This window comes from Streptomyces sp. NPDC037401 (assembly GCF_055602345.1).
The window spans coordinates 17599-43660 of record NZ_JBVJWO010000022.1; the positions used below are offsets into that span (position 1 = coordinate 17599).

The window sequence follows — 26062 nt, forward strand, 5'->3', positions numbered from 1 at the left end:
GGCGCCGGGGGCCGGGGGCCGGGGTTCAGGCGGGCGTCAGGCCCACAGCTGGCCCTGGAGGGTCTCGATCGCGGCCTCGGTCGTCTCGGCGGTGTAGACGCCCGTCGAGAGGTACTTCCAGCCTCCGTCGGCGACCACGAAGACGATGTCGGCGCTCTCTCCGGCGGCGACGGCCTTGCGGCCGACGCCGATCGCGGCGTGCAGGGCGGCGCCGGTGGAGACGCCCGCGAAGATTCCTTCCTGCTGGAGGAGTTCGCGGGTACGGGTGACCGCGTCGGCGGAGCCGACCGAGAAGCGGGTGGTCAGCACCGAGGCGTCGTACAGCTCGGGGACGAAGCCCTCGTCGAGGTTGCGCAGGCCGTACACCAGGTCGTCGTAGCGCGGCTCGGCAGCGACGATCTTGATGTTCGGGACGTGCTCGCGCAGGTAGCGGCCGACGCCCATCAGGGTGCCGGTCGTGCCCAGGCCGGCCACGAAGTGCGTGATGGACGGGAGGTCCGTGAGGATCTCGGGGCCGGTGGTGGCGTAGTGGGCGCCGGCGTTGTCCGGGTTGCCGTACTGGTAGAGCATGATCCAGTCCGGGTGCTCGGCGGCGAGCTCCTTGGCGACACGGACGGCCGTGTTCGAGCCTCCGGCCGCCGGCGACGGGACGATCTCGGCTCCCCACATGGCCAGCAGGTCGCGGCGCTCCTGCGAGGTGTTCTCCGGCATCACGCAGACGATCCGGTAGCCCTTGAGCTTCGCGGCCATGGCCAGCGAGATGCCGGTGTTGCCGGAGGTGGGCTCCAGGATCGTGCAGCCGGGGTACAGGCGGCCGGCCTTCTCGGCCTGCTCGATCATGTGGAGCGCGGGGCGGTCCTTGATCGAGCCGGTCGGGTTGCGGTCCTCCAGCTTGGCCCAGATGCGGACGTCCTCCGAGGGGGACAGCCGGGGCAGCCGGACCAGCGGGGTGTTGCCGACCGCCGCCAGCGGGGAGTCGTAGCGCATTACTTCGCGCCGCCGGCCACGGCCGGGAGGATGGTGACGCTGTCGCCGTCGGCGAGCTTGGTGGCGATGCCGTCGAGGAAGCGGACGTCCTCGTCGTTGAGGTAGACGTTCACGAAGCGGCGCAGCTTGCCCTCGTCGACGATGCGCTCCTCGATGCCCTTGTGACGGGTCTCCAGGTCCGCAAAGAGCTCGGCGAGGGTGGCGCCCTCGCCGGAGACGGCCTTCTCGCCGTCGGTGTAGGTGCGGAGGATGGTCGGGATGCGGACCTCGATGGCCATGGCAGGCTCCAGTCGTGAAAGGGGCGCGCGGCTCATGCCCCCCGCGCGACAGGGGGTGGTGGTACACGGTGGTGCGACGTTGCGGGAGCTTCAGCAGGCGGTACAGATCGCGCTGGCGAGGCGGCACAGGTCGACGTGCAGCCGCGCCACCAGCAGGGCACTGCCGGGCGTCTCGATGCTCACGTCGTGGGAAACCATGCGGGCATCGTAACGATTCCCGGGCCGCGGAATGGAGTGTGATCTCGCATATCGGACGGACCCGGCTCGCATGCTGGTCAGTAGGCGGCTACGACCTGCACTTCTTCCTCGGTGATCACACCGTCGACGATCCGGTACGAGCGGAACTGGAACTCCCCGAGCCCGTCCTTGTCGGCGGTGGAGACGAGCACGTAGTGGGCGCCGGGCTCGTTCGCGTACGTCACGTCGGTGCGGGAGGGGTACGCCTCGGTCGCCGTGTGCGAGTGGTAGACGATCACGGGCTCCTCGTCCCGGTCGTCCATCTCGCGGTAGAGCTTGAGGAGGTCCTTCGAGTCGAACTCGTAGAACGTGGGCGAGCGGGCGGCGTTGAGCATCGGGATGAACCGCTCGGCGCGGCCGGTGCCCGCCGGTCCGGCGACGACCCCGCACGCCTCGTCGGGGTGGTCCTCGCGGGCGTGCGCGACGATCTGGTCGTACAGGGCCTGGGTGAGGGTCAGCATGGGCGACAGGATATGCAGACGGGCCCTCCCGTACCGAAGAGTGGTACGGGAGGGCCCGGATGCTGGACAGGGTGCGGGCTAGCGCCGCTTCACGAAGGCCGCGCCCTGCGGGTTGCGGCTCTTGAGCACGAGGTACGCGACACCGAGGAGCAGGCCCCACAGCGGGGCGCAGTACAGCGAGACCCGCGCGTCCTTGTCGGCGCCCATCATGACGATGACCATGCCGATGAACAGCAGCGCGAACCAGCTCGTCCACGGGGCGCCGGGGGCGCGGAAGGGCGACTTGGGCAGGTCGCCGCGGTCGGAGGCGGCGCGGTAGCGGATCTGGCAGACCAGGATCATGATCCAGGCCCACATGCCGGAGATGGTGGCGAAGGAGACGACGTAGTCGAAGGCCTTGCCGGGGGCCACGTAGTTGATCCAGACGCCGACGAGCATGAGGGCGGCGGAGAACGTGGTGCCCAGGAGCGGGGTGCCGTTCTTGGTCAGCTTGGTGAAGAACTTGGGCCCCTGGCCGTTGAGCGCGAGGTCGCGCAGCATGCGGCCGGTGGAGTACATGCCCGAGTTGCAGGAGGACAGGGCGGCGGTCAGCACGACGAAGTTGACGATGGCGGCGCCGACGCCGAGGCCCATCTTCTCGAAGGCGGCGACGAAGGGGCTGACGCCCGGCTGGAACTCCGACCACGGGACGACCGACAGGATCATGATCAGCGCGCCGACGTAGAAGACGGCGATCCGCCACGGCACGGTGTTGATGGCCTTGGGGAGGGTCTTCTCGGGGTCCTTGGACTCGCCGGCGGTGACGCCGACCAGCTCGACGGCGAGGAAGGCGAACATGACGATCTGCAGGGTCATCAGCGTGCCGCCGATGCCCTTGGGGAAGAAGCCGCCGTCGTTCCACAGGTTGGAGACGGACGCGGTGGCCGCGGCGTCGGAGAAGCCGATGGTGAGGATGCCGGCGCAGATCAGGATCATGCCGACGATGGCGGTGACCTTGACCATGGAGAACCAGAACTCGAGCTCGCCGAAGAGCTTCACGGAGATCAGGTTCGCGCCGTAGAGGATGACCGTGAAGATCAGCGCGTAGGCCCATTGCGGGAAGCTGTCGTGGGTCCAGTACGACATGTACTGGGCCGCCGCCGTGACTTCGGTGATGCCGGTGACCACCCAGAACAGCCAGTACGTCCAGCCGGTCACGAAGCCCCAGAACGGGCCGACGAACTCGCGGGCGTACTCCGAGAAGGAGCCCGACACCGGGCGGTACATGAGCAGTTCGCCCAGCGCCCGCATGATGAAGAAGATGACCAGGCCTGCGATGGCGTAGGCCAGGATGAGACTCGGGCCGGCCTTGCTGATGGCCTTGCCCGCTCCCAGGAAGAGCCCGGTGCCGATGGCGCCGCCGATCGCGATCATCTGGATCTGGCGGGCTCCGAGCGCCCGGTGGTATCCCTCCCCCGCGGCCTCGTCGGCCGCCGTGCCCTTGGCAGGATTCTCGACGTTCTCGACCTGCACAGAGGTCATGTTTGGTGCGCCTTTCTCCACGCCGACCCGCGCCTCGAAATGGCTGCGGATCGGGTCCTCGATCCCCCCGGATACGGATGGAGTTGCACGCCGGCGATCGGCCGGTTCAAGCACCGTCGAGGAGACAGGGGTGGTGTCCCGTCGACCGGTCCGGAAGATTTATCACGGGCTTACGGGCGGTCGACGGGGTGAAAAGTGGCACACACCACACGGAAATCAGGACACAGGTCCCGAAGGCGGATAAGTCACACCACAGCGGTGATCTGATCGTTATCCGGATTTGAGCGTCCGCTGAGCGAACGGGTGACCTCTGCAGGGGCTCCTACGGCGTCACAGGGACTCGATGAGCGACTCCTGGAGTCCGCCCAGCCACAGGTACGCCATCACCATCGGCTTGCGCGGATCCTCGTCCGGCAGCCGGAACAGCGCCTCCGCCTCGTCGTCCTCGGTGATCTCCAGCCGCGCCGCGATGGTCAGCCGCAGGTCGTTGAGGGCGCCGAGCCAGCGCAGCGACTCCTCGCCGGTGAGCTCCAGCACGGCCCCGCCGTCGCCGCCGGGCGTCACCGAGTCCAGGCTGCGCACGACGGCCAGCGCGTCCTCGCGCTTGCGGGTGCGCAGGTCGTTCTCGGTGAAGCGGCGGAACTCCGACGAGCGGGCGCGGACCTCCTCCGGGTCGCCGCTCTGCTCCGCGCCGGGCCCGCCGTACGCGTCGGGGAACAGCCGTGCCAGGGCGGGGTCGGACGGGGGCTCGGACGGCCCCTCGGCGAACAGCGCGGCGAGCGGGTCGGCGTCCGCCGCCGGCTCGTCACCCGGCCCGATCAACTCCATCAGCTGGACCGACAGCGAGCGCAGGATCGAGATCTCGATCTCGTCGAGCGCGATCGCCGCGCCGCCGTCCTTCAGGCGTTCGAACGTGCCGCCCATCAGAAGCGGTCCTGGGAGAGGGTCGCCCACAGACCGTAGCCGTGCATGGCCTGCACGTCGCGCTCCATCTCCTCGCGGGTGCCGCTGGAGACGACCGCCCGCCCCTTGTGGTGGACGTCCATCATCAGCTTGTGCGCCTTGTCCTTGGAGTAACCGAAGTACGCCTGGAACACGTACGTCACGTAGCTCATGAGGTTGACGGGGTCGTTGTGCACCAGGGTCACCCAGGGGACGTCCGGTTCGGGGACGGCATAGGTCTCCTCGGCGGATTCGGTGCGTTCGATCTCAATGGGAGCAACACTCACCTGCCCCATGCTGCCACTGTGGCGGGCCGGTCGCACAAACGGCCTCGCACATCTCGTCACTTTGACGAAATGTGCAGTACAGTCGCTGCCATGAACCCTGCGGACCTGGGCCTGCCGGTGGACGTGCCGTCGACAGCGCTCTTCACGGACCATTACGAGCTCACGATGCTTCAGGCCGCGCTGGCCAACGGCACGGCCGACCGCCGCTCGGTCTTCGAGGTGTTCACCCGGCGGCTGCCCGAGGGCCGCCGCTACGGCGTGGTGGCGGGCATCGGCCGGGTGCTGGACGCGGTGGAGAACTTCCGCTTCGACGGCGCGGTCCTCGAGTTCCTGCGGGAGCGCAGGATCGTCGACGCCCCCACCCTGGAGTGGCTGGCCGGATACCGCTTCTCGGGTGACATCTGGGGCTACCCGGAGGGCGAGGTCTACTTCCCCGGCTCGCCCGTCCTGCGGGTCGAGGGCAGCTTCGCGGAGTGCGTGCTGCTGGAGACCGTGATCCTCTCGATCCTCAACCACGACTCGGCGATCGCCGCGGCGGCGTCCCGGATGGCCTCGGCCGCCGGCGGCCGGCCGCTGATCGAGATGGGCGCCCGGCGGACCCACGAGCTGGCCGCCGTCGCCGCCTCCCGGGCCGCGTACGTCGGCGGCTTCACCTCGACCTCGGACCTGGCGGCCGGTTTCCGGTACGGGATCCCCACGGTCGGCACGAGCGCCCACGCCTTCACGCTGCTGCACGACACCGAGCGCGACGCCTTCACCGCGCAGGTCGCCTCGCTGGGCGGCGGGACCACGCTGCTGGTCGACACGTACGACGTCGCAGAGGCCGTCCGCACGGCCGTCGAGGTGGCGGGTACGGACCTGGGCGCGGTCCGCATCGACTCCGGGGACCTGCTCCTGGTGGCCCACCGGGTCCGGCAGCAGCTGGACGAGCTGGGAGCCCGCGACACGAGGATCATCGTGACGTCGGACCTGGACGAGTACGCGATCGCCTCGCTGGCGGCCGCGCCCGTGGACGCGTACGGCGTCGGCACCCAGCTGGTCACCGGCAGCGGTCACCCGACCTGCTCGATGGTCTACAAGCTGGTCGCGCGCGCCACCTCGGCGGACCCGAAGGCCGCGCTGGCGCCGGTGGCGAAGAAGTCGCTGGGCGGGAAGGCCTCCCACGGCGGCCGCAAGTGGGCGGCACGGCGGCCGGACGCCGACGGGGTCGCGGAGGCGGAGGTCGTGGGCACCGGGCAGGTGCCGCCCGCGCTCGCCCCGCACCAGCTGCTGGTGGAGCTGGTCAAGGGCGGCGAGGTCGTGGCCCGGGAGCCGCTGGAGGCGGCGCGCGACCGGCACCGGGCGGCCCGCGGGGCGCTGCCGCTGTCGGCCACGCAGCTCTCGCGCGGCGAGGCCGTCATCCCGACCGAGTACGTCTGACCGCCGCACCGCGTACGCCGGCCGGCCCGCGGGGCGCCCGGACGCCGCGCGGAGCCCGGGCCGGGGTTGCCCCGGCCGGGGCGGGGGAAGAGCCCCCGCAGGGAAAGCCACCGCAACCTCTCACTAAGGACCGCGCCATGCACCGCGCACTGATCGTCGTGGACGTACAGAACGACTTCTGCGAAGGGGGCAGCCTGGCGGTCGCCGGCGGCGCGGACGTCGCCGCCGCCATCACCGAGCTGATCGGTGCGGCCACGCCCGGCTACCGGCACGTCGTCGCCACCCGCGACCACCACGTCGACCCGGGTGCCCACTTCGCGCACCCGGCGGCCGAGCCGGACTTCGAGACGTCCTGGCCGGTGCACTGCGTCGCCGGCACGGAGGGCGTCGGGTTCCACCCGAACTTCGCCCCCGCGGTCGCCTCGGGCGCCATTGCGGCCGTCTTCGACAAGGGGGCCCACGAGGCCGCGTACAGCGGCTTCGAGGGCGCCGACGAGAACGGCACCGGGCTCGCCGCCTGGCTGCGGGACCGCGGTGTCACCGAGGTCGACGTCGTCGGCATCGCCACCGACCACTGCGTCCGGGCGACCGCGCTGGACGCGGCCCGCGAGGGTTTCGCCACGCACGTGCTGCTGGACCTCACGGCCGGGGTGGCCGCGCACACCACCGAGCGGGCCCTGGAGGAGCTCCGGGCGGCCGGGGTGGGCCTGAGCGGGCGCCCTGTGGTGGCGTAGCGGCAGCGGGGCCTCTGGGAGGGACCGGGGACGGCCTGGGACGGCGGTGACGGCGGTGACGGCCGGGACGGCCGCCGGGCGGGGTCAGACGCCCCGCAGGAGGGCTCGTATGGGGTGCCAGAGCTCGGCCGGGCCGTCGGCCGCGCCGGGGGCGCAGCGCCAGAGCAGCCCGTCCGGGTGGTGCAGCACCGCCGTGACCTCGTCGGGGGTGGGCGGCTGGAGGTTCCCCCGCAGGTACACGGCGCGCATACCGAGGTTCCGCAGCCTGGTCAGGGCGCGGGCGCGGTTCACTGCGTGCACCAGCACGCGGACGTGGCCGCCGTCGCCGGAGGGCCTGGGCAGGGTCAGTGCGACCACGACGCTGCCGTTGGGCAGCTTGACGAAACCTCCGCCGGGCATGCGGTTCATCTCCCCCGTGAGATGGAGTGTCAATAAGAAGCTCGCATGACGCATCTAAACGCGATCGGCCGCCGCCCGCTAGGGGGCGACGGCCGATCATGTTTTGACCTGCAGTTTTACCGGTTACTTCGTCGAGGGACCGACGCGGACGACCATGGTCGCGCCGTCGACGGCCTCGTTCACGATCGAGATCCGGGTGTTGGTGTCAGCGACCTTGACACTGCCGGTCGGGTTCTCGGCGTAGTAGTACTTGCCCTTGTGGTCGTCGAAGGCCGGCACGCCGACCTTCTGGCCGATCTTCAGCGCCTTGTCCGCCTTGTGCAGCGTGAAGGCGTCGGTCGGGAAGAAGCTGAAGGTGGCGTCGTACGGCTGGATCTTGTTGCGGAGCAGCGTGCCGTCGGTCCACTTCATCGGCTTGGCGTTGGCGTCGACCGGGAGGATCAGACCCTGGCCCGGGTGGACGGACGTGTTGTTGTCCTTCTGGGAGGTGTCCCAGAGCCAGACCAGCAGACCGTTCTGGTACGGGTAGTGCTCGACCCAGTCGGGGCGGGTGCCCGAGAAGCCGAAGTTGTACGGGCCGACCTTGAGGGTCTTGTCGTACGACACGTACTGGCGGTTCTCGGCCAGGTAGTACTGGGCGTACTTCTTGGTGAAGCTCTCGCCGATGGCGGAGAAGCCCTTGCCCGTCCAGCCGTTGGCGCCGGCCTCGGCACCGTCGGTGAAGAGGGTGGCACCGTTGGCGGTGAGGGTGATGGCGTCGGCCGTGAAGCCCTTGCCGCCCGCGCCGCCGTCCGTCTGGTAGCGGAAGCGGAGGTCGATCTTCTTGCCGGCGTAGGCGTCCAGCGGGAAGTTCAGCTGCTTCCAGGCCTCGGAGGCACCGGTCAGCGACGGGTTGTTGGCCGCGTCGACCGGGAGCGCCTTGCCGTCGGCCGTGCCCGCGAGGGCCTTCCAGGAGGCACCGCCGTCGGTCGACACCTCGGTGTAGAGGTAGTCGTAGTTGGCCTCGATGTCCCACCAGCCCTTGAGGGAAAGGGCCGCGGTGGACTTGCCGGTCAGGTCGACGGAGCGGGTGAGGGTGTTCTTGAGGTCGTCACCCATGTTGCTCCACCACTGCTTCGCACCCTCGGCGGGCTTGACGACGGTGGTGGTGACCTTCTTCTTCGGCAGCTCGACGACGAGCGCCTGCTTGTGCTTGGTGTTGTACTCCGACACACCGAGCTTGTGGGTGGACTTCGTCGCGGCCTTCGCCTTGTCGAAGTTCAGCCAGCCGAGCTGCAGCTTGTCCCAGGCGGTCATGTCGCCGGGGAGGTCGCCTATGGAGTCCTTGCCGGTGCCGAGCCAGGAGCCGGCCGACATCAGGGACCAGAAGCCGACCGAGTTCTCGCCGCCACCGGTGGTGTCGTACAGGTCGGGCAGGCCCAGGTCGTGGCCGTACTCGTGGGCGAAGACACCGAGGCCGCCGTTCTCGGGCTGCATGGTGTAGTCGCCGACCCAGATGCCGGTCTTGCCGATCTGGGTACCGCCGGCCTTGTTGTTGGCCGGGCCGGTCTTGCCGGCGTTGGTGCCGTAGGCGTACCAGCGGTGGGCCCAGAGGGCGTTGGCGCCTTCCTTGCCGCCGCCGGCCGACTCGTCCTCGCCCGCGTGGACGATCTGGAAGTGGTCGATGTAGCCGTCGGGCTCGTTGAAGTTGCCGTCGCCGTCGAAGTCGTAACGGTCCCAGAGGTCGTACTTGGCCAGCTGCGCCTTGATCTGCGCGTTGGTCTTGCCGGCCTTCTGCTGGGCCTTGACCCAGGCGGTCACGCCGTCCGCGACGGTGTCCCACACGTTGGCGCAGTTGGAGTCGCCGCAGTAGTTGGAGCCGTAACGGGCCTCGTTGTACGGGACCTTGACCCAGTCGGAGACCTCGCCGTCGACCGAGTAACGGCCCGAGGAGGTCTTCTCGTAGTAGGTCTTCAGCGAGTGCTTGCCCTTGCCCGTACCGAAGTACAGGTCCTGGAAGTACTTCTGGTTGAAGTCCTTGCGCCAGAAGGTGCTGTTGTCCTTCTTGCGGTCCGGCTGGGGGATCTGGTTCTTCTGCGGGCCGGGCGTGCCGCCGTACTTGACCACCGGGGGCTTGGGGCCCTCGGAGCCGTCCGGGTCGAACATGGTCGAGTTGTCGACCTTGTTGCCGAACTCGACGAGGATCGTGAAGATCTTGTCGGTCTTCTCGCGGCCGAGCTCGACGTACTTCTTGTCGTCGAGCTTGACGACCTTGGAGGCGCCGCGCTGCTGGATGGCGGTCTTGCCTTCGAGGACCTGCTCGAGGGCGGCCTCGCGGGCCTGCGCCTGCTGCTTGCTGAACGGGCCTTCGAGGTCGTGGTCGACGTGACCCTTGCCCTTGGCGGGCGCCGGGTCGGTGCGGTCGATCGCGGTCTTCGCGCCCTCGGCCTCGCCGGCAGTGGCGAGGCTGTAGGCGGAGGCGGTCGCCGCGCACGCGGCCATCGTCACGGTGACGGCGGCGAAGCGGATGGCTCGTCTTCTCGACGAGGTGTTGCTGCTCACTTGATGTTGTTCCCCTCCCGCGGCCGCCAGGACGGACCGTTAGTCAGGGGTTCCGGGGCAGCGCGCGTCTCAAGTGACGACATTCGACCGGACTCGCGCGAGAAAAGACAGACCTTGACTTGGTCAGGTCAAGTGCACTATGCGGACAGCCCGTTCCGCATTTCGGACGTCTCGTGGTCGTACGGGACGAAGGGCGCGTCCCGACCCTACGACGGCGCGCGGTGTGACCCCGTGCGCCCCCCATGCTCCGGCACCGTGGGTTAGGTCACGCTTACTGGCGGTTCCCCCCGGGAATCCCCCGACGTAGAGTCTCTTGAACGTGCGACCGAGTTGAGCGACTCCCCGACCGATGTCTTCGAGGACGGATACCGCCATGCCGCGTCCGACTGCCGCACAGCTCGCCTACGGCTCAGCAACCGTCATCGTGTCCACCCTCGCCATGCTGCTGCTCTCGCAGACCCGTTCCGGCATCGGGGTGGCCGTCATCGCAGCGGCCGCACTCGCCCTCGGACTCCTCGTCGCCCTCACGGCAGCCGCCATGCCGAAGAGGACGGCGCGCCGGGCTCGTACGAACCCGGCACCCGCCCTCTCCGAAGACACCACCGCCGCGGGGACCGCGCCCGCCGGCCGGGTGCCCGAACCCCGGCAGGCCGAGCAGCACGCGCACCACTGACGGTCTTGCGCTCTTGAGGTCTTGAGGTCTTGAGGTCTTGCTAGGTGGTCGCGACGACCACCGTCTTTCCGACCTTGTCGTGCAGGCCCTGCTTGTACGGCTTGTCGCTGAAGATCGTGATGATCAGTACCAGCGGCCACAGGCAGGCGCAGCAGAGCAGGGTCGGCAGCCACAGCACGGCGGCGCGGGACAGCGCGGCATTGCTCGTCGGGACGCTGCCGTCGTTGAGCATCGCCACGCGCAGGTTCATCAGGCGCTTGCCGACGGTCTGGCCGTCCTTCTTCGTCATGTACCAGTCGTAGCCGACGTAGGCCACGATGCCGATGAGCGTCCACAGCAGGCCGCCGCCGCTGTAGGCGTTCGTGAAGACCTCGGTCGCGTCCTCGCCCTTGTCCGTCTCGATGGTCCAGCGGTTGCGGCTGGTGAGCCACTGGAGCAGGCCGAGCGGGATGCCGATGATCAGGACGTCGACGATGCGGGCCAGCAGGCGCTTGCCGAAGTCGGCCAGCGGCGGCATGCCGGCGAGCGGGTCGGGGGCGCCGTATCCCGCTCCCCCGCCGTAGGGGTCACCGCCGTACGGGGGCGGCGGGGGCGGGTAGCCGCCCCCTCCCGCGCCTCCTCCCGCGCCTCCGCCGGCAGCACCGCCCGCGCCCCCGTACGGGGATCCCGACCCGGGGGGCGGTGGCGGCGGAGGCGTCGGTTCCTGCGGCTTCTTGAGGAACGGGTCCTCCTCGGGCGGCTGGCCCGGCGGCTGATCGGTACTCATGGCCGTAGTCGACCCCGGCCCCGTGCACGCCGCAACGGGACGGCCGCCGTTCGGGGGACGGTCCGTGCCGAAACCCGCTCAGCGGGCGACGAACGTCCCGGCGGCCTTGTCGTGCCAGCACTGCCGCCAGGGCCGGTCCACCAGGCACCACAGCACGTTGAACAGCCCGATCCCGACGGCGCCGAGCGCCCTGTACACCAGCCAGCGGCGCAGTGCCGCACCGAAGCCGGGCGGCTCGGCGGACTGCATGCGCACGACACGGACGCCGAGGAGCTTCTTGCCGAGGGTGCGGCCCCAGCGGGCGGTGGGCAGGACTTCGTAGAGGAACCCGAAGACGAACAGCGCCCCGAGGACGACGGCGAGGTAGCCGCCGGTGGTGCCGTCGATCAGCCAGACGGTGACGGTCTCGCCGGCGAGCCGGGCCTCGTCGATCTTCAGCTCGATGTGCTCGATTGCCTTCGCGACGAAGGGAACGGTCACGGCGGTGGCGACCGCGGCGGTGACGATGCCGTCGATGAGGCGTGCGACGAGGCGGCGCCCAAGCCCGGCGGGACGCGGAGCGTCCTCGGCGAGCCGCCGGAACAGCTCGTCGGCGGGAGCCTTCCAGGCAGTGGGCGCGGGGGCGGGATCGGGATCGGGAGTGGGAGTGGGAGTGGGAGCGGGGCTCGCCTCGGGCTCGGGGCTCCGGGGCTGCGACTTCTGGGGCCTGGTCTTCTCCGCCGGCTGGGGCTTCGGCTCGGCGGGGGCGGTCGCCTGGGCGGGTACGGAGACGGGGGTGGGGGTGGGGGTGGGTTCGGGCCGCGGCTCCGGCGCGGGCGCGGCGACGGGCGCGACGGGCTCTGCGTGCGCGGGGGACTTCACCGACAGGATCCCCTGAGACGCGGCGGGAGCAGGGGCAGGCGCGGGCGCGGGAGCAGGGGCAGGCGCGGGCGCGGGGACAGGAACGGGGGCAGGGTCGGCCTGGCTGCCGGCCGGGGCCTCGCCCCAGGACACCTTGCGATCGCGATCACCGCCGAAGCCGCTCTGCCGGGAGACGTCCGCCTGCCAGACCGCCGCGGGCTCGGCGGGAGCGGCGGCCGCGGAAGGCCGTGCGGGTTCCTCTTCCTGCTCCTGCGGGAGTTCGTCGAGGAAGACCGGCCCGGTCTCCTCGACGCGCACGGGCGGGGGCGCGAGGACCGCAGCGGGCGGGGCGGGCCGCTCGTACCCGGGGGGCGCGGGGCGGCTCGTACCCGGCACCCAGGCCGAGCCGTTCCAGTACCGGACGAAGCCGGGAATGGAGGGATCGGGGTAGTACCCCTCTCGGGCCGCGTATTCGCCGTCACCTGGAGAGGCCGCCAATGTCCCCAACTCCGTTCGTCAGCTGGTGCCCGTTCGTGCAAGCAGACCTTAGCCAAGAACAGGGCCCCCACAGGGCCGGGAACGAGAGAAAGACCGCCTTCGGGCGACCCCTGGGCAGAGGTTGAATTCCGGTCAGCAGACGGATTCCGGCCGAGCAGGATTTTTCCCGGAAAACCCGCGTCATACCCGGCGGCGGCGGCACTCTCTCCGGGTGCAAGCACGTATGCAGCCGGAAGGAACCGCCATGCACCACACCGTCGTCGAACGCGAACTCGAGCTCAAGCTGGTCCTGTCGCCCGAGCGCAGCATCCCCGTCCCCGCCCGGCTGGTCTACCGCGCCGACGACCCGTACGCCGTGCACGTCATCTTCCACGTGGGGTCGAGCACCCCGGTGAACTGGACGTTCGCGCGTGAACTGCTGGTGGAGGGGGTGTTCCGTCCCTGCGGCCACGGTGACGTCCGCATCTGGCCGACGAAGATCGACTCGCGCAGCGTGCTGTGCATGGCCCTGAGCTCCCCCGACGGCGACGCCCTGCTGGAGGCGCCGTCCACCGCGGTCTCGACCTGGCTGGAGCGCACGCTCCGCGCGGTCCCGCCGGGCTCGGAGACCGACCGACTGGGCCTGGACGCGGCCCTGGCGGAGCTGCTGACCCCGACCCCGGCGGACGACCTCTGGCTCCGCGACCCGTGGCCCTCCGACGAGTCGTCGGAGGGCGACCTGTGACCCGAACGGGGGTCGGGTCAGGGGCAGACCTCGCGGTACTCGGTCCCGGCGGGGACGTACGTCTCCCACTCCTTGGGGGTGATGTCGCGACCGGCGCGCTCGCAGGCGGCCTCGATGAGGGTGTCCGCGTCGGTGGGGACGGCCCGGAGGGGGTTCTCGGCGGAGAGGATCCGCAGGACGTCCCCGTCGAAGGCGAGTCCCTGGACGTCGCCGGTGTCGAGGGGCGAGCCGAGGGCGAGCCGGGACCTCAGGTCCCACAGTTGCACGCCGCCGCCGCTCTCCGTGATCCCCGTACCCGTCATGCGCGCACGGAACGTCGCGGCCAGGAACCTGCTGTCGGCGGAGAAGACAGGGCTGACGATCGACTGCCCGAAGCGCTGGCCGCCCCGGGTCGCCCCACTGGGCACCGCGCCGCTCCGGCGGGACGCCGTACCGTCCCACAGCTCGATCCAGCCGTTGCCCTTGGCGACGGCGAGGCTCTGTCCGTCCGGGGAGAAGGCGAGGTCACTGGCCGGAACGGGCCCGAATGCGCTCCGCCGCACCTTTCCGCCGGCCAGGTCGAGCACATCGCCTTCCGCGCTGACGAGCAGACGACTGTCGGGGCTGAAGGCGAGCGCGCTCGCCGCCGTTTCCACGGTGTGCTTCCGCTTGCCGGCGGCGACGTCCCAGACCTGGACGGCACCGGGGCGCTCGATGCTCGCACCGTTTCCCGGCATGGGATCGCTGCCCCGGAAGTACGCGAACCAGCGGCCGTCGGGCGACAGGACCGCCGAACTCACGCCGTGGGCGTCCTCGGTACCCCGCGTGTCCACCTTCGTCCGGGCGATCTGCTTTCCGGTTTCCAGGTTCCACACGACCATGAACTCGTCCGCCAGTTCGGCCATCGCCTTGCCGTCGCGGGTCACGCTGAAGCCGCCGTGGTGCCCGGGCGGCGAGCCGGCCCCGAAGGGCCTGCCGAGCGGTTTGCCGGTCCGCAGGTCGACGAGCGCCCGCTCCCCGTTCTCCGGCGAGACGGTGAGCCCGAAACGTCCGTCCGGGGAGACCGCAGCGACGCCGTCCGTACCCCCGTCGCCCGCCTGCAACGGCACGTCGACCGTCTCGACCGTGGTGGTGTCGGTCCGGTGGAAGACCAACTGCCGGGTCTTGTCGTCCAGGGCCAGCGTCAGGAACGCCCGGTGCGGCCGGTCAGATGCGTGGCGCGCCTGATATGTGAAGGCAGGAGCCACCGAGGAACCCGGCGTGCGGATCTCGATGAGGCCCGTCGCGGAGTCGAACCCGACGAGGTACCGGCCAGAGCTACTGAAGGCCACCTCCTCCAGCGCGATGGCGGAGTTGCCGAGGTACTTCCCGTCTCCGGTCGTCCAGGAGAAGAGGCGGCTCGTCTGCGGACTGCTCTCCTCGTAGGCGCCTGCGACCAGCATCCTGCCGTCGGGGCTGAAGACCAGTCGGTCGAGAACCGATCCGTAGCACTGGGGCTGCACGGTTCCCGGGGGCGAGGACAGGGGCACGGAGTTCGTGCCCTCGGGGCCGATCCGCCACAGCAGGACGGACCCGCTCGGCTGGCAGGTGGCCAGGAAGCGGCCGTCCGGCGAGAGGGCCATGGACGCGCCTCCCCCTTCGACGACCGTCTCGCCGTCCGACGCGCGGATCACCTCGTAGGACTCACTGCCGAACGGCTGCGTGAGCACCAGCCCGTTGACGGTCACCTCGACGGGGCGGCGGTTGTCCGTGGCAGTGCCCGGCCGGCCCACGGGCTTCAAGGTGGCGACCTCGAAGACCTGGTAGTCGAACTGGTCGACGCCGAGCACGAGCCGGCCGTCCGCGCTCAATGCCTGGAAGTCCCAGCGGTCCAGCCCCTGCCGACCCTTGGTGGACGAGATCATCCGCCCCTTGGGAACGTCCCAGAACTGTGCGTCCGCGCCGACTCCGGCGGCCAGGACCCGGCCGTCGGCCGACAGGACGCGGGACGACCGCGGCTCGTCCGCCGCCGCCTCCGCCGGCAACTGCAGCATGCCGGACTCCGGCTGCGTCACCGCCCCCAGCAGCGCCGCCCGTGAGTCTTCCGTTTCGGCGATCCGCCACGACGCCACCGCGAGCAGCATCGCCGCGCGGGGGTCCGCCGCGCGCAGGCTGGCGGCGGCCTGGGCCGTGGTGCGGGCGGCCGCGCGGGCCTGTTCGCGGGCCGCCGCGCGGGACTGCTGCCAGGCCAGGCCGCCGGCCACCAAGGATGCGACCAGCGTGACCGCGAGGCCGCCCAGGAGCTGGCGGCGGCGGCGGGTGGTGCGGGTGGCGGAGGCGCGGCCCGCCGCGAGGAAGGCCAGCTCCAGCGGGTTCGGCCGCAGGTGCGGGGTGGCGGTCGCCGACCAGTCGAGGGCGGCGCGCAGGGCGGTGCCCTGCTGGAGGTCCTCGGGGCGGCGGCCGTGGCGTTCCCATTCGCGGGCGGCGTGCCCGAGGCGGTGGCGCAGGCCCAGGCCCGCCCGGTCGGCCTCGGTCCAGGCGCGCAGCCGGGTCCAGGCGCGGATCAGGGCGGCGCTGACCGGACGGATCGAGTGGTCTTCGGCGACGACGAGGGCGCCGGCGCCGGCCAGGGCGGTGATGGCGGCGTGGCCGTCGGCCCGCTCGGCGTCGCTGCGGCCCTCGTAGACCTCCTGGTACGCGGCGGTCCGTACGGTGTCCTGGCTGCCGTCGGGGTCCTCGCCGGGGACGACCAGCCGCAGCATCAGTTCGTGGGCGGCCTGCTGGGCGCCGAACGGCAGGGCGGCGTAGGCCGCCTCGGCTCGCTCGCCGAGGGCCGGCAGGTCGGCTTCGGGGCGGGGGTCGGCGGCGCGCCGGGCGCCGGCCTCCAGCAGGGTGCGCCGGGGGTCGGCGGAGGCGGGGGTGTCGCCGACGAGTCCGAGGAGGAGTTCGGTGGCGGTGGGGCGGAGGGCCGGGTCCTTGGCGAGGGCGGCGGCGACCAGCGGGCGCAGCGGGGCGGGGAGCCCGGACAGGTCGGGGTCGACGGATGCGGTGCGGTGGGCGACCTGGGCGATGTTGTCGCCGCGGAAGGGTTCGTCGCCGGAGCCGGTGTAGAGGACGAGGGCGCCCCAGCCGAAGATGTCGGAGGCGGCGGTGGCGCGCTGCCCGGCCAGGACCTCGGGGGCCATGTATCCGAAGGTGCCCATGATGGCGCCGGTGGCGGTCACGGACATGTCGGAGGCGCGGGCGATGCCGAAGTCGATGACGCGCGGGCCGTCGGGGCCGAGGAGGACGTTGCCGGGCTTGAGGTCGCGGTGGACGACCCCGGCCTGGTGGATGGCGGCGAGTGCGGTGGCGACGCCGGCGGCGAGCCGGGTGACGGCCTCGGCGTCGAAGACGCCCTGTTCGCGGACGGCGGCGGCGAGGGTGGGGCCGGGGATGTACTCGCTGACGATGTACGGGGCTTCGGCTCCGGTGGCGGCGTCGAGGATGCGGGCCGTGCAGAAGGGGGCGACGGCGCGGGCGGCGTCGACCTCCTTGGCGAACCGGTCGCGCACGAACTGCTGTGCGTCGCGGTGCAGGGCCTTGACGGCGACCCGGGCGCCGGTGCCGTCGTAGGCCTCGTAGACCACGCCCTGGCTTCCCGCACCGAGGCGTGCCGCCAGCCAGTACCCGCCGAGCCGTTCCGGATCGTCCGGATGTAGCGCTGTGCCCATTGCATGTCCCCCGTAAGGCAGTTGTCCTTCCTTCATAGTCTCCAGGACGGGGTGTCAGAAGAGCTTGCCGGGGTTGAGGAGGCCCAGGGGGTCGAAGGCGTGCTTGACGGCGCGCTGCATTTCGATGCCGACGGGGCCCAGTTCGCGGGCTAGCCATTCCTTCTTGAGGACGCCGACGCCGTGTTCGCCGGTGATGGTGCCGCCGAGACCGAGGCCGAGCGCCATGATCTCGTCGAAGGACTCGCGGGCGCGCCGGGTCTCGTCCTCGTCGTCGGGGTCGAAGCAGACGACGGGGTGGGTGTTGCCGTCGCCGGCGTGGGCGCAGACGCCGATGGTCAGTCCGTGACGTCCGGCGATGGCGCTGGTGCCGTCGAGCATGTCGGCGAGCCTGGAGCGAGGTACGCACACGTCGTCGATCATCGTGGCGGGGCGGAGGGTCTCGAGGGCGGTCAGGGACATCCGGCGGGCCTGGAGGAGGAGTTCGGATTCGGCGGCGTCCTCGGCGGGGACGACGCGGGTGGCTCCGGCGGCGGTGCACAGGGCGCCGACGGCGGCGAGGTCCGCGGCCGCGCCGGGGGTGTCGAAGGCGGCGAGCAGCAGGGCCTCGGTGGTCTCGGGCAGTCCCATCTTCCCGAGGCGGTTGACGGCCCGTACGGTCGTGCGGTCCATCAGCTCCAGCAGCGAGGGGGTGTGGCCGGCCTCCATGACGGCGCAGACGGCGGCGCAGGCGGCGGCCGCGGAGGGGAACTCCGCGGCGAGGGCGAGCTGCCGGGGCGGGGCGGGCTTGAGGGCGAGGACGGCCTGGACGACGATGCCGAGGCTGCCCTCGGAGCCGACGAAGAGGCGGGTGAGGTCGTAGCCGGCGACGCCCTTGGCGGTGCGGCGGCCGGTGCGCAGGAGGCGGCCGTCGGCGAGGACGATGTCGAGGCCGAGGACGTATTCGGCGGTGACGCCGTACTTGACGCAGCACAGGCCGCCGGAGGCGGTGCCGATGTTGCCGCCGATGGTGCACTGCTCCCAGCTGGAGGGGTCGGGCGGGTAGTGCAGGCCGTGTTCGGCGACGGCGCGGGAGAGGACGGCGTTGACGACGCCGGGCTCGACGACGGCGATCCGGTCGACCGGGCTGATCTCCAGGATCCGGTCCATCCGGACGAGGGAGAGCACGATGCAGCCGTCGGAGGCGTTGGCGGCGCCGGACAGGCCGGTACGGGCGCCCTGCGGGACCACCGGGACGCGCAGGGCCGTCGCGGTGCGCATGACGTGCCGGACCTGTTCGACGGTGCGGGGCAGGACCACGGCGGCCGGGGTGCCGGCGGCGCAGAAGCTCGCCATGTCGGTGGCGTAGGAGGCCGTGATCTCGGGGTCGGTGTGGATCGCTTCGGCGGGCAGCCCCTCGCGCAGGCGGGCGAGCAGCTCGTGCGCCGGGGGCGTGCGGTGGGCGTCCGTGGGGGCATCCGTGGGGGCCATGGGGCCAGCCTCGCAGCCGGGGCCGTTGGTGTGAACCCGGCCGCCCACGGCTGTGGACACCGCGGATCACTCTTCATATTGACGCACAGTGAGCGCATGGATCGTATGGATCGGATGGATCGTCCGGATCGGGCGGACTTCGAGGCGCAGCAGCCGCCCGTCACGTTCACCGCGCGGCGTACGGCGATGGCCACCGCGGTGGCCGTGGTCCTGATCGCCGGTGCGCTGTTCATCAGGCCGGCGCCCTCGCAGGGGGACGATCCGCGCCCGCCCGCGCCCGAGCAGCGCGCGATGGCCTCGGTGGGGATGGGGGCTCCGGCGGCCGCGGTGGACCTGGACGCGCTGATCGCGGACCGGACCGGGTGGGTTAAGGCGCATCCGGCGGACGACGGGGCGTGGTCGGTGCTGGGCGCGGCGTATCTGGAGCAGGCGCGGCGTACGGCGGACGCGGCGCACTTGCCGAAGGCGGAGCAGGCGCTGAAGCGCTCGCTGGAGGTGCGGCCGGCGGAGAAGGGGAACTTCGACGCGATGGTCGGCATGGGGGCGCTGGCCAATGCGCGGCGGGATTTCGCCCTGGGCCGGAAGTGGGGCGAGCTGGTGCGGGCGCAGTCGCCGCAGCGGTGGACTGCGTACCCGGTGCTGATCGACGCGTACACGGGTCTCGGCATGTACAAGCCGGGCGAGGCGGCGGTGGAGAAGCTGATGTCGCTGCGCGGGGGGCTGCCGGGGTATCTGCGGTCCGCGCAGGTGTACCGGGACCGGGGGTGGCGGGAGGACGCGGCGGCGGCGATGGCGCACGCGGCGGGCGCGGCGCGGACGCCGGCGGAGAAGTCGTACTGCCTGTACCGGATCGGGGAGCTGTCGTGGGAGCGCGGGGAGTGGGCGGATGCGCTGCGTTCGTACGAGGCCGCGCTGCGGACGGACCCTTCGCAGGGGCTGGCGCTGGGCGGCCGGGCGCGGGCGCTGGCGGCGTTGAACCGGACGCGCGAGGCGGTACGGGACTACCGGGCGGCGCTGCAGCGGGTGGCGCTGCCGCAGTTCGCGCTGGAGCTGGGTGAGCTGCTGGAGTCGCTGGACCGGGAGCCGGAGGCGCAGGAGGCGTACGGGCTGCTGCGGGCGCAGCTGGCGCGGGCGGCGTCGTACGGGGTGCGGGACGAGGTGACGCTGGCGCTGTACGAGGCGGACCACGCGGATCCGGCGGCGGCGGTGCGGCGGCTGCGGGCGGAGTGGACGCGGAGCAAGAGCGTGCAGGTGGCGGATGCGCTGGGGTGGGCGCTGTTCCGGTCCGGGGAGCCGGACGAGGCGCTCTGGTACGCCAAGAAGGCGACGGAGCTGGGGATGCGGAACGCGGAGTTCGCGTACCACCGGGCGGTGGTCGAGCGGGATCTCGGGGAGACGGCGGCGGCGCGCCGGCACTTCGAGGAGGCGCTGCGGACGAACCCGAAGTTCTCGCCGCTGCGGGCGCCGCGGGCGAGGCAGGCGCTGGAGGCGCTGGCGGACCCGCCGCCCGGCGGTCCGGAGCACATGCAGCCGGCCACTCCGTGGGTGGCGCCGGTGATGCCGAAGCCGAAACCGAAGCCGGTGGCGCCGCCGAAGCGGGTACGGGTGCCGGATGCGCCGGCGCCGGACCGGGACCCGGCGTCGAAGCCGGCGCCGGCCGCCCCCCTCAAGCGGCCGGAGCCCGCCCCGGCGCCGACCGGGTCCGGCTGACGCGCCGGCCCCGGCGCGGGCGCGTGGCGCGCGGGCGTGGAGTACGGCACGCGGACGGGCGGGTCCGGGTGGAGGCCCGGACCCGCCCGTCCGCGGGCTGCCGCAAGCGGCTTACAGGTTGCCGCGCTTCTCCTGCTCGCGCTCGATCGCCTCGAAGAGGGCCTTGAAGTTGCCCTTGCCGAAGCCCATGGAGCCGTGGCGCTCGATGATCTCGAAGAAGACGGTCGGGCGGTCCTGCACCGGCTTGGTGAAGATCTGGAGCAGGTAGCCGTCCTCGTCGCGGTCGGCCAGGATCTTCAGCTCGCGCAGCTCGTCGATCGGCACGCGGGTGTCGCCGACCCACTCGCCGAGGGTGTCGTAGTAGCTGTCCGGGACGCTGAGGAACTGGACGCCGGCCGCGCGCATGGAGCGCACGGTCGCGACGATGTCGTTCGAGGCGAGGGCGATGTGCTGGACGCCGGGGCCGCCGTAGAACTCGAGGTACTCGTCGATCTGCGACTTCTTCTTCGCGATCGCCGGCTCGTTGATCGGGAACTTGACCTTCTTGGTGCCGTCCGCGACGACCTTCGACATCAGCGCGGAGTACTCGGTCGCGATGTCGTCGCCCACGAACTCCTTCATGTTCGTGAAGCCCATGACCTTGTTGTAGAAGCCGACCCACTCGTTCATGCGGCCGAGCTCGACGTTGCCGACGCAGTGGTCGATGGCCTGGAAGGTCCGCTTGGCCGGGGGCGCCACGATCGGTTCGGCGGAGACGTAGCCGGGCAGGTACGGGCCGTTGTAGCCGGACCGGTCGACCAGGGTGTGGCGGGTCTGGCCGTAGGTCGCGATGGCGGCGAGCACGACGGTGCCGTGCTCGTCGGTGACCTCGTAGGGCTCCTCCAGGCCGCGCGCGCCCTGCTCGACGGCGTAGGCGTAGGCGGCGCGCGCGTCCGGGACCTCGATGGCGAGGTCGATGACGCCGTCGCCGTGCTCGGCGACGTGCTCGGTGATGAAGCGGCCGTGGTCGGTCGTCGCCTTGATGACCGACGTCAGGACGAAGCGCGCCGCGCCGTTGGTGAGGACGTAGCTGGCGGTCTCGCGGCTGCCGGTCTCCGGTCCGGAGTAGGCGACGAGCTTCATGCCGAAGGCGGTGGAGTAGTAGTGCGCGGCCTGCTTCGCATTACCTACGGCGAAGACCACCGCGTCCATGCCCTTCACCGGGAAGGGGTCGGCCTCACGCGCGGTGTCGGGAGTGGTGTGGTGCAGCGTCTCAGTCATATGCGCAGACTCGCGCCCATCCACAAGGTGCGCAATAGTTTCCTCATTCACTGGTCAATCTGCACAGCCTGGTGCCAGGATCCCTCGAGGTTCTGTACAGGATGACCACCCGAGGAGGCCCCATGGGCATCGACGAACTGGATGGCAGGCTCATCGTTCTGCTGGCGCGGGAACCCCGGATCGGGGTCCTCGAGGCCTCGCGCCGGCTCGGGGTCGCCCGCGGCACGGTGCAGGCCCGGCTGGACCGCCTCCAGGCCAGCGGCGTCATCCGCGGATTCGGCCCGCAGGTGGACCCGACGGCCCTGGGCTACCCGGTCACGGCGTTCGCGACGCTGGAGATCAAGCAGGGCCAGGGGGCCGACGTACGGGCCCATCTGGCCACGGTGCCCGAGGTGCTGGAGCTGCACACGACCACCGGGCACGGGGACATGCTGTGCCGGCTGGTGGCCCGCTCCAACGCCGACCTGCAGCGGGTGATCGACCGGGTGGTGGGATTCGAGGGGATCGTGCGGGCGTCGACGGCCATCGTGATGGAGAACCCCGTGCCGCTGCGGATCATCCCGCTGGTGGAGCAGGCCGCGGAGGACCACCTCGACTGAGCGGCCACCGGCAGGTGGCCCCGCCCGGGCGCCGCCGACTTGCAAAGGACTAGTTGCAAAGAATCCGTTGCATAGGATCCTTTGCAACCCTACGCTGCCCTCATGACCCAGCCCGAGCCCGCACCGGACCGCACGGTCCGCACCCTCGACGCCCGCACCCTGCGCGGGCTCGCCCACCCGCTGCGCATCCGCCTCCTCGGCGCACTGCGCCACGACGGTCCGGCCACCGCCTCGCAACTGGCCGAGCAGCTCGGCGAGTCCAGCGGCGCGACCAGCTACCACCTGCGCCAGCTCGCCGCGTACGGGTTCGTCGAGGACGCCCCCGAGTACGGCAAGGGGCGCGAGCGCTGGTGGCGGGCCACCCACGCCGCCACCCGCTTCGACGAGGCCCTGGCGATGGACCCGGACCCGGCGGTGCGCGGCGCCGCCGACCTGTTCCTGCACGAGATCGCCACCGTGCACGCGCAGCAGCTGAGCACCTGGCTCGGCAATGCCCACACGTGGCCGCTGGAGTGGCGGCGCGGCTCCGACATGAGCGACTTCTCGCTGCGGCTGGACGCCGCGCAGAGCCACGAACTCATCCTGAAGATCCACGACTTGATCGAGAGCTACCAGGACCGCGAGCCCGCAGAGGGTGCCGAGACGGTCCGATTCCAGATCCACGCCTTTCCGCGCACCAACGACTGAAGGAGGCACACACCGTGTTCCGCCAGGGGGGAAAGACGGAGGGACGGCGTCCGCTGCTCGCCGTGCTGACGGCCAACACCGTTTCGATCGCGGGCACTTCGCTGACCATGATCGGGGTTCCGTGGTTCGTGCTGGAGACCACGGGCAGCGCCGCGCGGGCCGGGGTGGTGGCGTTCTGCGCCACGCTGCCGATCGTGGTGGCCGCGCTGGTCGGCGGCCCGGTCATCGACCGGGTCGGGCGGCGCCGGATCTCGGTCGGCTCGGACCTGGTCTGCGGGCTGTCGGTGGGCGCGATCCCGCTGCTGCACTTCGCGGGGGTGCTCGAGTTCTGGATGCTGTGCGTGCTGATGGCGGTGGGCGGGCTGGTCCACACGCCCGGCCTCACGGCCCGCCAGGTGCTGCTGCCGGACCTGGCCGCACACGCGGGGACCTCCCTGACCCGGGCGGCGAGCCTGTACGACGCGGTCTCGCGGGGCGCGCGGATGATCGGGGCCGCGCTGGCCGGCGTACTGATCGCGGTGCTCGGCGCGGAGGCGGTGCTGCTGCTCGACGCGGCGACCTTCGCGGTGTCGGCGGCACTGGTCGCCGCCGGGGTGCGCGGGGTACGGGCCGCCGAGCCGCAGCCGGGCGCGGGGGCGGTCTCGTTCGCGTCGTACCGCACCGAACTGGCCGAGGGGTACGCGTTCCTGCTGCGCAACCGGCTGCTGCTGGGGATCACCGTGATGGTGATGATGACGAACGGCCTGGACCAGGCGTGGAGTTCCGTACTCCTGCCGGTGCACGCGAAGGACGAGCTGGGCGGATCGACGCAGCTCGGGCTGCTCGTCGCGCTGTTCGGCGGGTTCGCCCTGCTGGGGGCGCTGGCCTACGGGACGGTGGGGCACCGCTTCCCGCGCCGCACGGTCTTCGCCGCCGCCTTCCTGATCAGCGGGCCCGCCCGCTGGGTGGTCGCGGCCGCCACCGACACCACCCTGCCGCTCGCGGTGACCATGGCCCTGGCGGGCTTCACGGTGGGCATGCTCAACCCGATCCTGACCACGGTGTTCTACGAGCGGGTGCCGGACGCGCTGCGCAGCCGGGTCGCGGGCGTGAGCACGGCGGGCTGCGAGCTGACCATGCCGCTGGGCGGCCTGGCGGCGGGCCTGCTGGTCGAGGGTCTGGGGGTGACCACCGCACTGCTGGTGTTCGGCGGTGTCTACCTGCTCACGACACTGGCGCCGGTGACCTTCCCGTCCTGGCGCACGATGAACACGAAGCCCGAGCCCGATGCCGGGTCCACTGCCGGGCCCGACGAGCGGCAGGAGAAGGCACGGGCCACGGCCGACGGCTAAGGGCTGTCAGCAGCTGGGGACCTCGGCGTTGCGGTTCAGCGCGCGCAGCGAGGACACCGCGTCCGTCAGGGTCGTGACGGGGATCAGCCGCATGCCGGCGGGAAGGTCGGACTGCGCGTCCGCGCACTCCGCCTTCGGTACGAGGAAGACCGTGGCGCCGTCGCGCTTGGCGGCCTGGGTCTTCAGGGCCACTCCCCCGACGGCGCCGACCTTGCCGTCCGGGGTGATGGTGCCCGTACCTGCGATGGAGCGGCCGCCGGTGAGGTCGCCGCCGCTGCCGTCGCCGTCGAGCTTGTCCACGATGCCGAGGGAGAAGAGCAGTCCGGCGCTGGGGCCGCCGACGTCGGCGAGCTCCAGGTCCACCTTCACGGCCTTGGGGTCCTTGTGGAGATATCCGAGGGCGGCCTGGGCGGCGGCCGACTGGGATTTCTCCATTTCCTCCAGATTGTGCTTCTCGATCTCCCGGTCGTTTCCGCCCGACGGGTAGACGGCCTCCTTGGGCAGCACCGCCCGGTCCGTGCGGAACCAGTTGTCGACCAGCTCGGGCAGCTGGACCGTGGTGGACGGCCCGGTCGCGAGGATCGTGGTCATGCGCAGCTGACCGGTCGTCGGGCGCACGGGTGCGCCGGTGACGGTGATGACGGGCTTGCCCTTCTGGGCGCCGAGCACGTCGGCCGTCATGCCGGGGCGGGCCAGCGCGAACGGCAGCGGGGCGAGGGCCGCGACGGCGAGCAGCGCGAGCACGGGCGCGGCGCAGAGCGCGAGGGTCGCGGGACGGGACAGACGTGTGAGGCGTGAGAGCACCCGGCCAATCTAGCTGGCCGGGCGCGCCGGGCGGGATCGGCGGCAGCCTGGCCGATCGGTGCAGGGCGACGGTGGCCTGTCCGATCGGCGCAGGGTCACTGCGGTCCGGGCGCGGGCGCGTGGATCAGCGCAGGGCGTCGGCGACCTCGCGGGCCGCGTCGACCACGCGCGGGCCGACCCGCTCGGGCACCGCGTCCGCGAGCATGACGACTCCCACGCTGCCCTCCAGGCCGGTGATGCCGACCAGGGGGGCGGCGGCGCCGCTGGCGCCGGCTTCCAGTTCGCCGTGGGTGAGCGTGTAACCGGGGTCGGTCAGCGCGCCCTGGCGGGCGGCCAGGATGGCCCGGCCGGCCGCGCCGCGGTCCAGCGGGTGGCGGAATCCGGCCCGGTAGGCGACGTGGTAGTCGGTCCAGGTCGGCTCGACGACGGCGACCGCGAGGGCCTCCGTACCGTCGACGAGGGTGAGGTGGGCGGTGGCACCTATGTCTTCGGCCAGCGAGCGCAGCGCGGGCAGCGCGGCCTCGCGGACCAGCGGGTGGACCTGGCGACCCAGCCGCAGCACGCCGAGCCCGACACGGGCGCGGCCGCCGAGGTCCCGGCGTACGAGCGCGTGCTGCTCCAGCGTGGCGAGCAGGCGGTAGACGACGGTCCGGTTGACGCCGAGCCGGTTCGAGAGCTCGGTGACCGTCAGACCGTGGTCGGTATCGGCAAGAAGTTTGAGGACGCGCAGTCCCCGGTCGAGCGTCTGGGAGGTTTCCGCGGTCACGACGCCTCTCCCTCTTTCGGTGAGCGGCGGGGGGCTCTCACGGGGGAAGCGACGCCGGTCCCATCGGCGACGCACGGAGAGGCCGCCGGTAAGGCCAAATGCCCGGCTGCGCTCCGCGGCGGCGCTGCCACGGGGCGTTTCAATGCGGGGAATGTAGCGAGCAGGTTCGCTCAGCGGAAGCCCTCGTCCAGAATCCGGGCGGTAGCGAGCAATTTGCGCCGCTTCGGGACCAAGGTCGGGCAGAGCCGGGACCTTTCCCGCCCAACACGCCTTTACCGCTTCATTACTGTTGGCGTGTTCGAAAGACCCCGTCCCCGCGGGAAAAGCGAGTGGGGGCCGTGCGTTTCTCCCCCCCGGGCCCCCCCCCCCCCCCTCGGGGTCCCCCCCCCCGGTTGCCCCCCCCCTCCCCCTTTTTGGCCTATTTCCCCACTGCTCCGCAATCGGACCCGAAACCAGCGGG

General features: G+C 71.6%; 24 protein-coding genes. 8 read left to right on the plus strand and 16 right to left on the minus strand.

The features are described 5' to 3' along the window. Positions 1–36: 36 nt before the first annotated feature. The 7 genes from ACZ7H1_RS23335 to clpS all read right to left on the minus strand — a co-directional run bounded on the left by ACZ7H1_RS23335 (position 37) and on the right by clpS (position 4722). A complete protein-coding gene (locus ACZ7H1_RS23335) occupies positions 37–987 on the minus strand; it encodes a PLP-dependent cysteine synthase family protein (RefSeq protein ID WP_470789272.1) in 951 nt (316 codons plus the stop codon). Further along, entirely contained in the window at positions 987–1265 is a 279-nt protein-coding gene (locus ACZ7H1_RS23340; protein WP_470789273.1) for a MoaD/ThiS family protein, read from the minus strand. Before ACZ7H1_RS23340 ends, ACZ7H1_RS23335 begins: the two co-directional genes overlap by 1 nt. A gap of 90 nt (positions 1266–1355) precedes the next feature. Then, positions 1356–1463 (minus strand): putative leader peptide, encoded by a 108-nt coding sequence (locus tag ACZ7H1_RS23345; RefSeq protein WP_470789274.1) that lies wholly within the window; start codon positions 1461–1463, stop codon positions 1356–1358. A 77-nt stretch (positions 1464–1540) separates the two neighbouring features. Beyond that, positions 1541–1963: a M67 family metallopeptidase gene (locus ACZ7H1_RS23350; protein ID WP_470789275.1), complete on the minus strand. Its 423-nt coding sequence runs from the start codon at positions 1961–1963 to the stop codon at positions 1541–1543. Positions 1964–2041: 78 nt separating this feature from the next. Continuing rightward, on the minus strand, positions 2042–3484 hold the full coding sequence (locus ACZ7H1_RS23355) for an amino acid permease (protein WP_470789276.1): 1443 nt from the start codon (positions 3482–3484) through the stop codon (positions 2042–2044). Positions 3485–3814: 330 nt separating this feature from the next. Continuing rightward, a complete protein-coding gene (locus ACZ7H1_RS23360; RefSeq protein ID WP_470789278.1) occupies positions 3815–4408 on the minus strand; it encodes a DUF2017 domain-containing protein in 594 nt (197 codons plus the stop codon). Further along, complete coding sequence (clpS, locus tag ACZ7H1_RS23365; RefSeq protein WP_470789280.1) at positions 4408–4722, minus strand: ATP-dependent Clp protease adapter ClpS; 315 nt, start codon at positions 4720–4722, stop codon at positions 4408–4410. Before clpS ends, ACZ7H1_RS23360 begins: the two co-directional genes overlap by 1 nt. A gap of 81 nt (positions 4723–4803) precedes the next feature. Here clpS and ACZ7H1_RS23370 point away from each other — a divergent pair, with 81 nt between their 5' ends. After that, positions 4804–6132: a nicotinate phosphoribosyltransferase gene (locus ACZ7H1_RS23370; RefSeq protein ID WP_470789281.1), complete on the plus strand. Its 1329-nt coding sequence runs from the start codon at positions 4804–4806 to the stop codon at positions 6130–6132. 137 nt (positions 6133–6269) lie between these two features. Beyond that, entirely contained in the window at positions 6270–6866 is a 597-nt protein-coding gene (locus ACZ7H1_RS23375; RefSeq protein ID WP_470789283.1) for an isochorismatase family protein, read from the plus strand. 84 nt (positions 6867–6950) lie between these two features. Here ACZ7H1_RS23375 and ACZ7H1_RS23380 read toward each other — a convergent pair whose 3' ends face one another. Next, the gene (locus tag ACZ7H1_RS23380; RefSeq protein ID WP_470789285.1) at positions 6951–7265 is read right to left on the minus strand and encodes a hypothetical protein; all 315 of its coding nucleotides are present in this window, start codon (positions 7263–7265) and stop codon (positions 6951–6953) included. A 123-nt stretch (positions 7266–7388) separates the two neighbouring features. Then, the gene (locus ACZ7H1_RS23385; protein ID WP_470789382.1) at positions 7389–9746 is read right to left on the minus strand and encodes an immune inhibitor A domain-containing protein; all 2358 of its coding nucleotides are present in this window, start codon (positions 9744–9746) and stop codon (positions 7389–7391) included. Positions 9747–10179: 433 nt separating this feature from the next. Between ACZ7H1_RS23385 and ACZ7H1_RS23390 the strand changes: the two genes are divergently transcribed. Then, a complete protein-coding gene (locus tag ACZ7H1_RS23390; RefSeq protein WP_470789287.1) occupies positions 10180–10479 on the plus strand; it encodes a hypothetical protein in 300 nt (99 codons plus the stop codon). 40 nt (positions 10480–10519) lie between these two features. On the opposite strand, the gene ACZ7H1_RS23395 is transcribed toward ACZ7H1_RS23390, so the two are convergent. Both ACZ7H1_RS23395 and ACZ7H1_RS23400 read right to left on the minus strand, forming a co-directional pair. Next, positions 10520–11245: an RDD family protein gene (locus ACZ7H1_RS23395; protein ID WP_470789289.1), complete on the minus strand. Its 726-nt coding sequence runs from the start codon at positions 11243–11245 to the stop codon at positions 10520–10522. Between the two features lie 78 nt (positions 11246–11323). Further along, the gene (locus ACZ7H1_RS23400) at positions 11324–12583 is read right to left on the minus strand and encodes an RDD family protein (RefSeq protein WP_470789290.1); all 1260 of its coding nucleotides are present in this window, start codon (positions 12581–12583) and stop codon (positions 11324–11326) included. Positions 12584–12827: 244 nt separating this feature from the next. Here ACZ7H1_RS23400 and ACZ7H1_RS23405 point away from each other — a divergent pair, with 244 nt between their 5' ends. Next, a complete protein-coding gene (locus tag ACZ7H1_RS23405) occupies positions 12828–13307 on the plus strand; it encodes an SsgA family sporulation/cell division regulator (RefSeq protein WP_470789292.1) in 480 nt (159 codons plus the stop codon). A 17-nt stretch (positions 13308–13324) separates the two neighbouring features. Here the strand turns inward: ACZ7H1_RS23405 and ACZ7H1_RS23410 are convergent, their stop codons facing one another. Both ACZ7H1_RS23410 and ACZ7H1_RS23415 read right to left on the minus strand, forming a co-directional pair. Further along, on the minus strand, positions 13325–16978 hold the full coding sequence (locus ACZ7H1_RS23410) for a protein kinase domain-containing protein (protein WP_470789294.1): 3654 nt from the start codon (positions 16976–16978) through the stop codon (positions 13325–13327). A 54-nt stretch (positions 16979–17032) separates the two neighbouring features. Beyond that, complete coding sequence (locus ACZ7H1_RS23415; RefSeq protein ID WP_470789296.1) at positions 17033–18445, minus strand: FAD-binding oxidoreductase; 1413 nt, start codon at positions 18443–18445, stop codon at positions 17033–17035. A gap of 114 nt (positions 18446–18559) precedes the next feature. Here ACZ7H1_RS23415 and ACZ7H1_RS23420 point away from each other — a divergent pair, with 114 nt between their 5' ends. Next, positions 18560–20155 (plus strand): tetratricopeptide repeat protein, encoded by a 1596-nt coding sequence (locus tag ACZ7H1_RS23420; RefSeq protein WP_470789297.1) that lies wholly within the window; start codon positions 18560–18562, stop codon positions 20153–20155. Between the two features lie 111 nt (positions 20156–20266). On the opposite strand, the gene hppD is transcribed toward ACZ7H1_RS23420, so the two are convergent. Continuing rightward, positions 20267–21415 (minus strand): 4-hydroxyphenylpyruvate dioxygenase, encoded by a 1149-nt coding sequence (gene hppD / locus ACZ7H1_RS23425; RefSeq protein ID WP_470789299.1) that lies wholly within the window; start codon positions 21413–21415, stop codon positions 20267–20269. A gap of 122 nt (positions 21416–21537) precedes the next feature. Between hppD and ACZ7H1_RS23430 the strand changes: the two genes are divergently transcribed. From ACZ7H1_RS23430 to ACZ7H1_RS23440, 3 genes are all read left to right on the plus strand, one after another. Continuing rightward, positions 21538–22014 (plus strand): Lrp/AsnC family transcriptional regulator, encoded by a 477-nt coding sequence (locus ACZ7H1_RS23430; RefSeq protein WP_470789301.1) that lies wholly within the window; start codon positions 21538–21540, stop codon positions 22012–22014. Between the two features lie 102 nt (positions 22015–22116). Continuing rightward, positions 22117–22701, plus strand: coding sequence for an ArsR/SmtB family transcription factor (locus ACZ7H1_RS23435; protein ID WP_470789303.1), 585 nt, complete (start codon positions 22117–22119; stop codon positions 22699–22701). Between the two features lie 14 nt (positions 22702–22715). After that, positions 22716–24032, plus strand: coding sequence for an MFS transporter (locus tag ACZ7H1_RS23440; protein ID WP_470789304.1), 1317 nt, complete (start codon positions 22716–22718; stop codon positions 24030–24032). A gap of 6 nt (positions 24033–24038) precedes the next feature. Here the strand turns inward: ACZ7H1_RS23440 and ACZ7H1_RS23445 are convergent, their stop codons facing one another. After that, positions 24039–24836 carry a S16 family serine protease gene (locus ACZ7H1_RS23445; RefSeq protein WP_470789305.1) on the minus strand — a complete coding sequence of 266 codons (798 nt, stop codon included), beginning with the start codon at positions 24834–24836 and terminating at the stop codon, positions 24039–24041. 124 nt (positions 24837–24960) lie between these two features. Beyond that, entirely contained in the window at positions 24961–25602 is a 642-nt protein-coding gene (locus ACZ7H1_RS23450) for an IclR family transcriptional regulator (protein ID WP_356404465.1), read from the minus strand. Between the last annotated feature and the right edge of the window lie 460 nt (positions 25603–26062).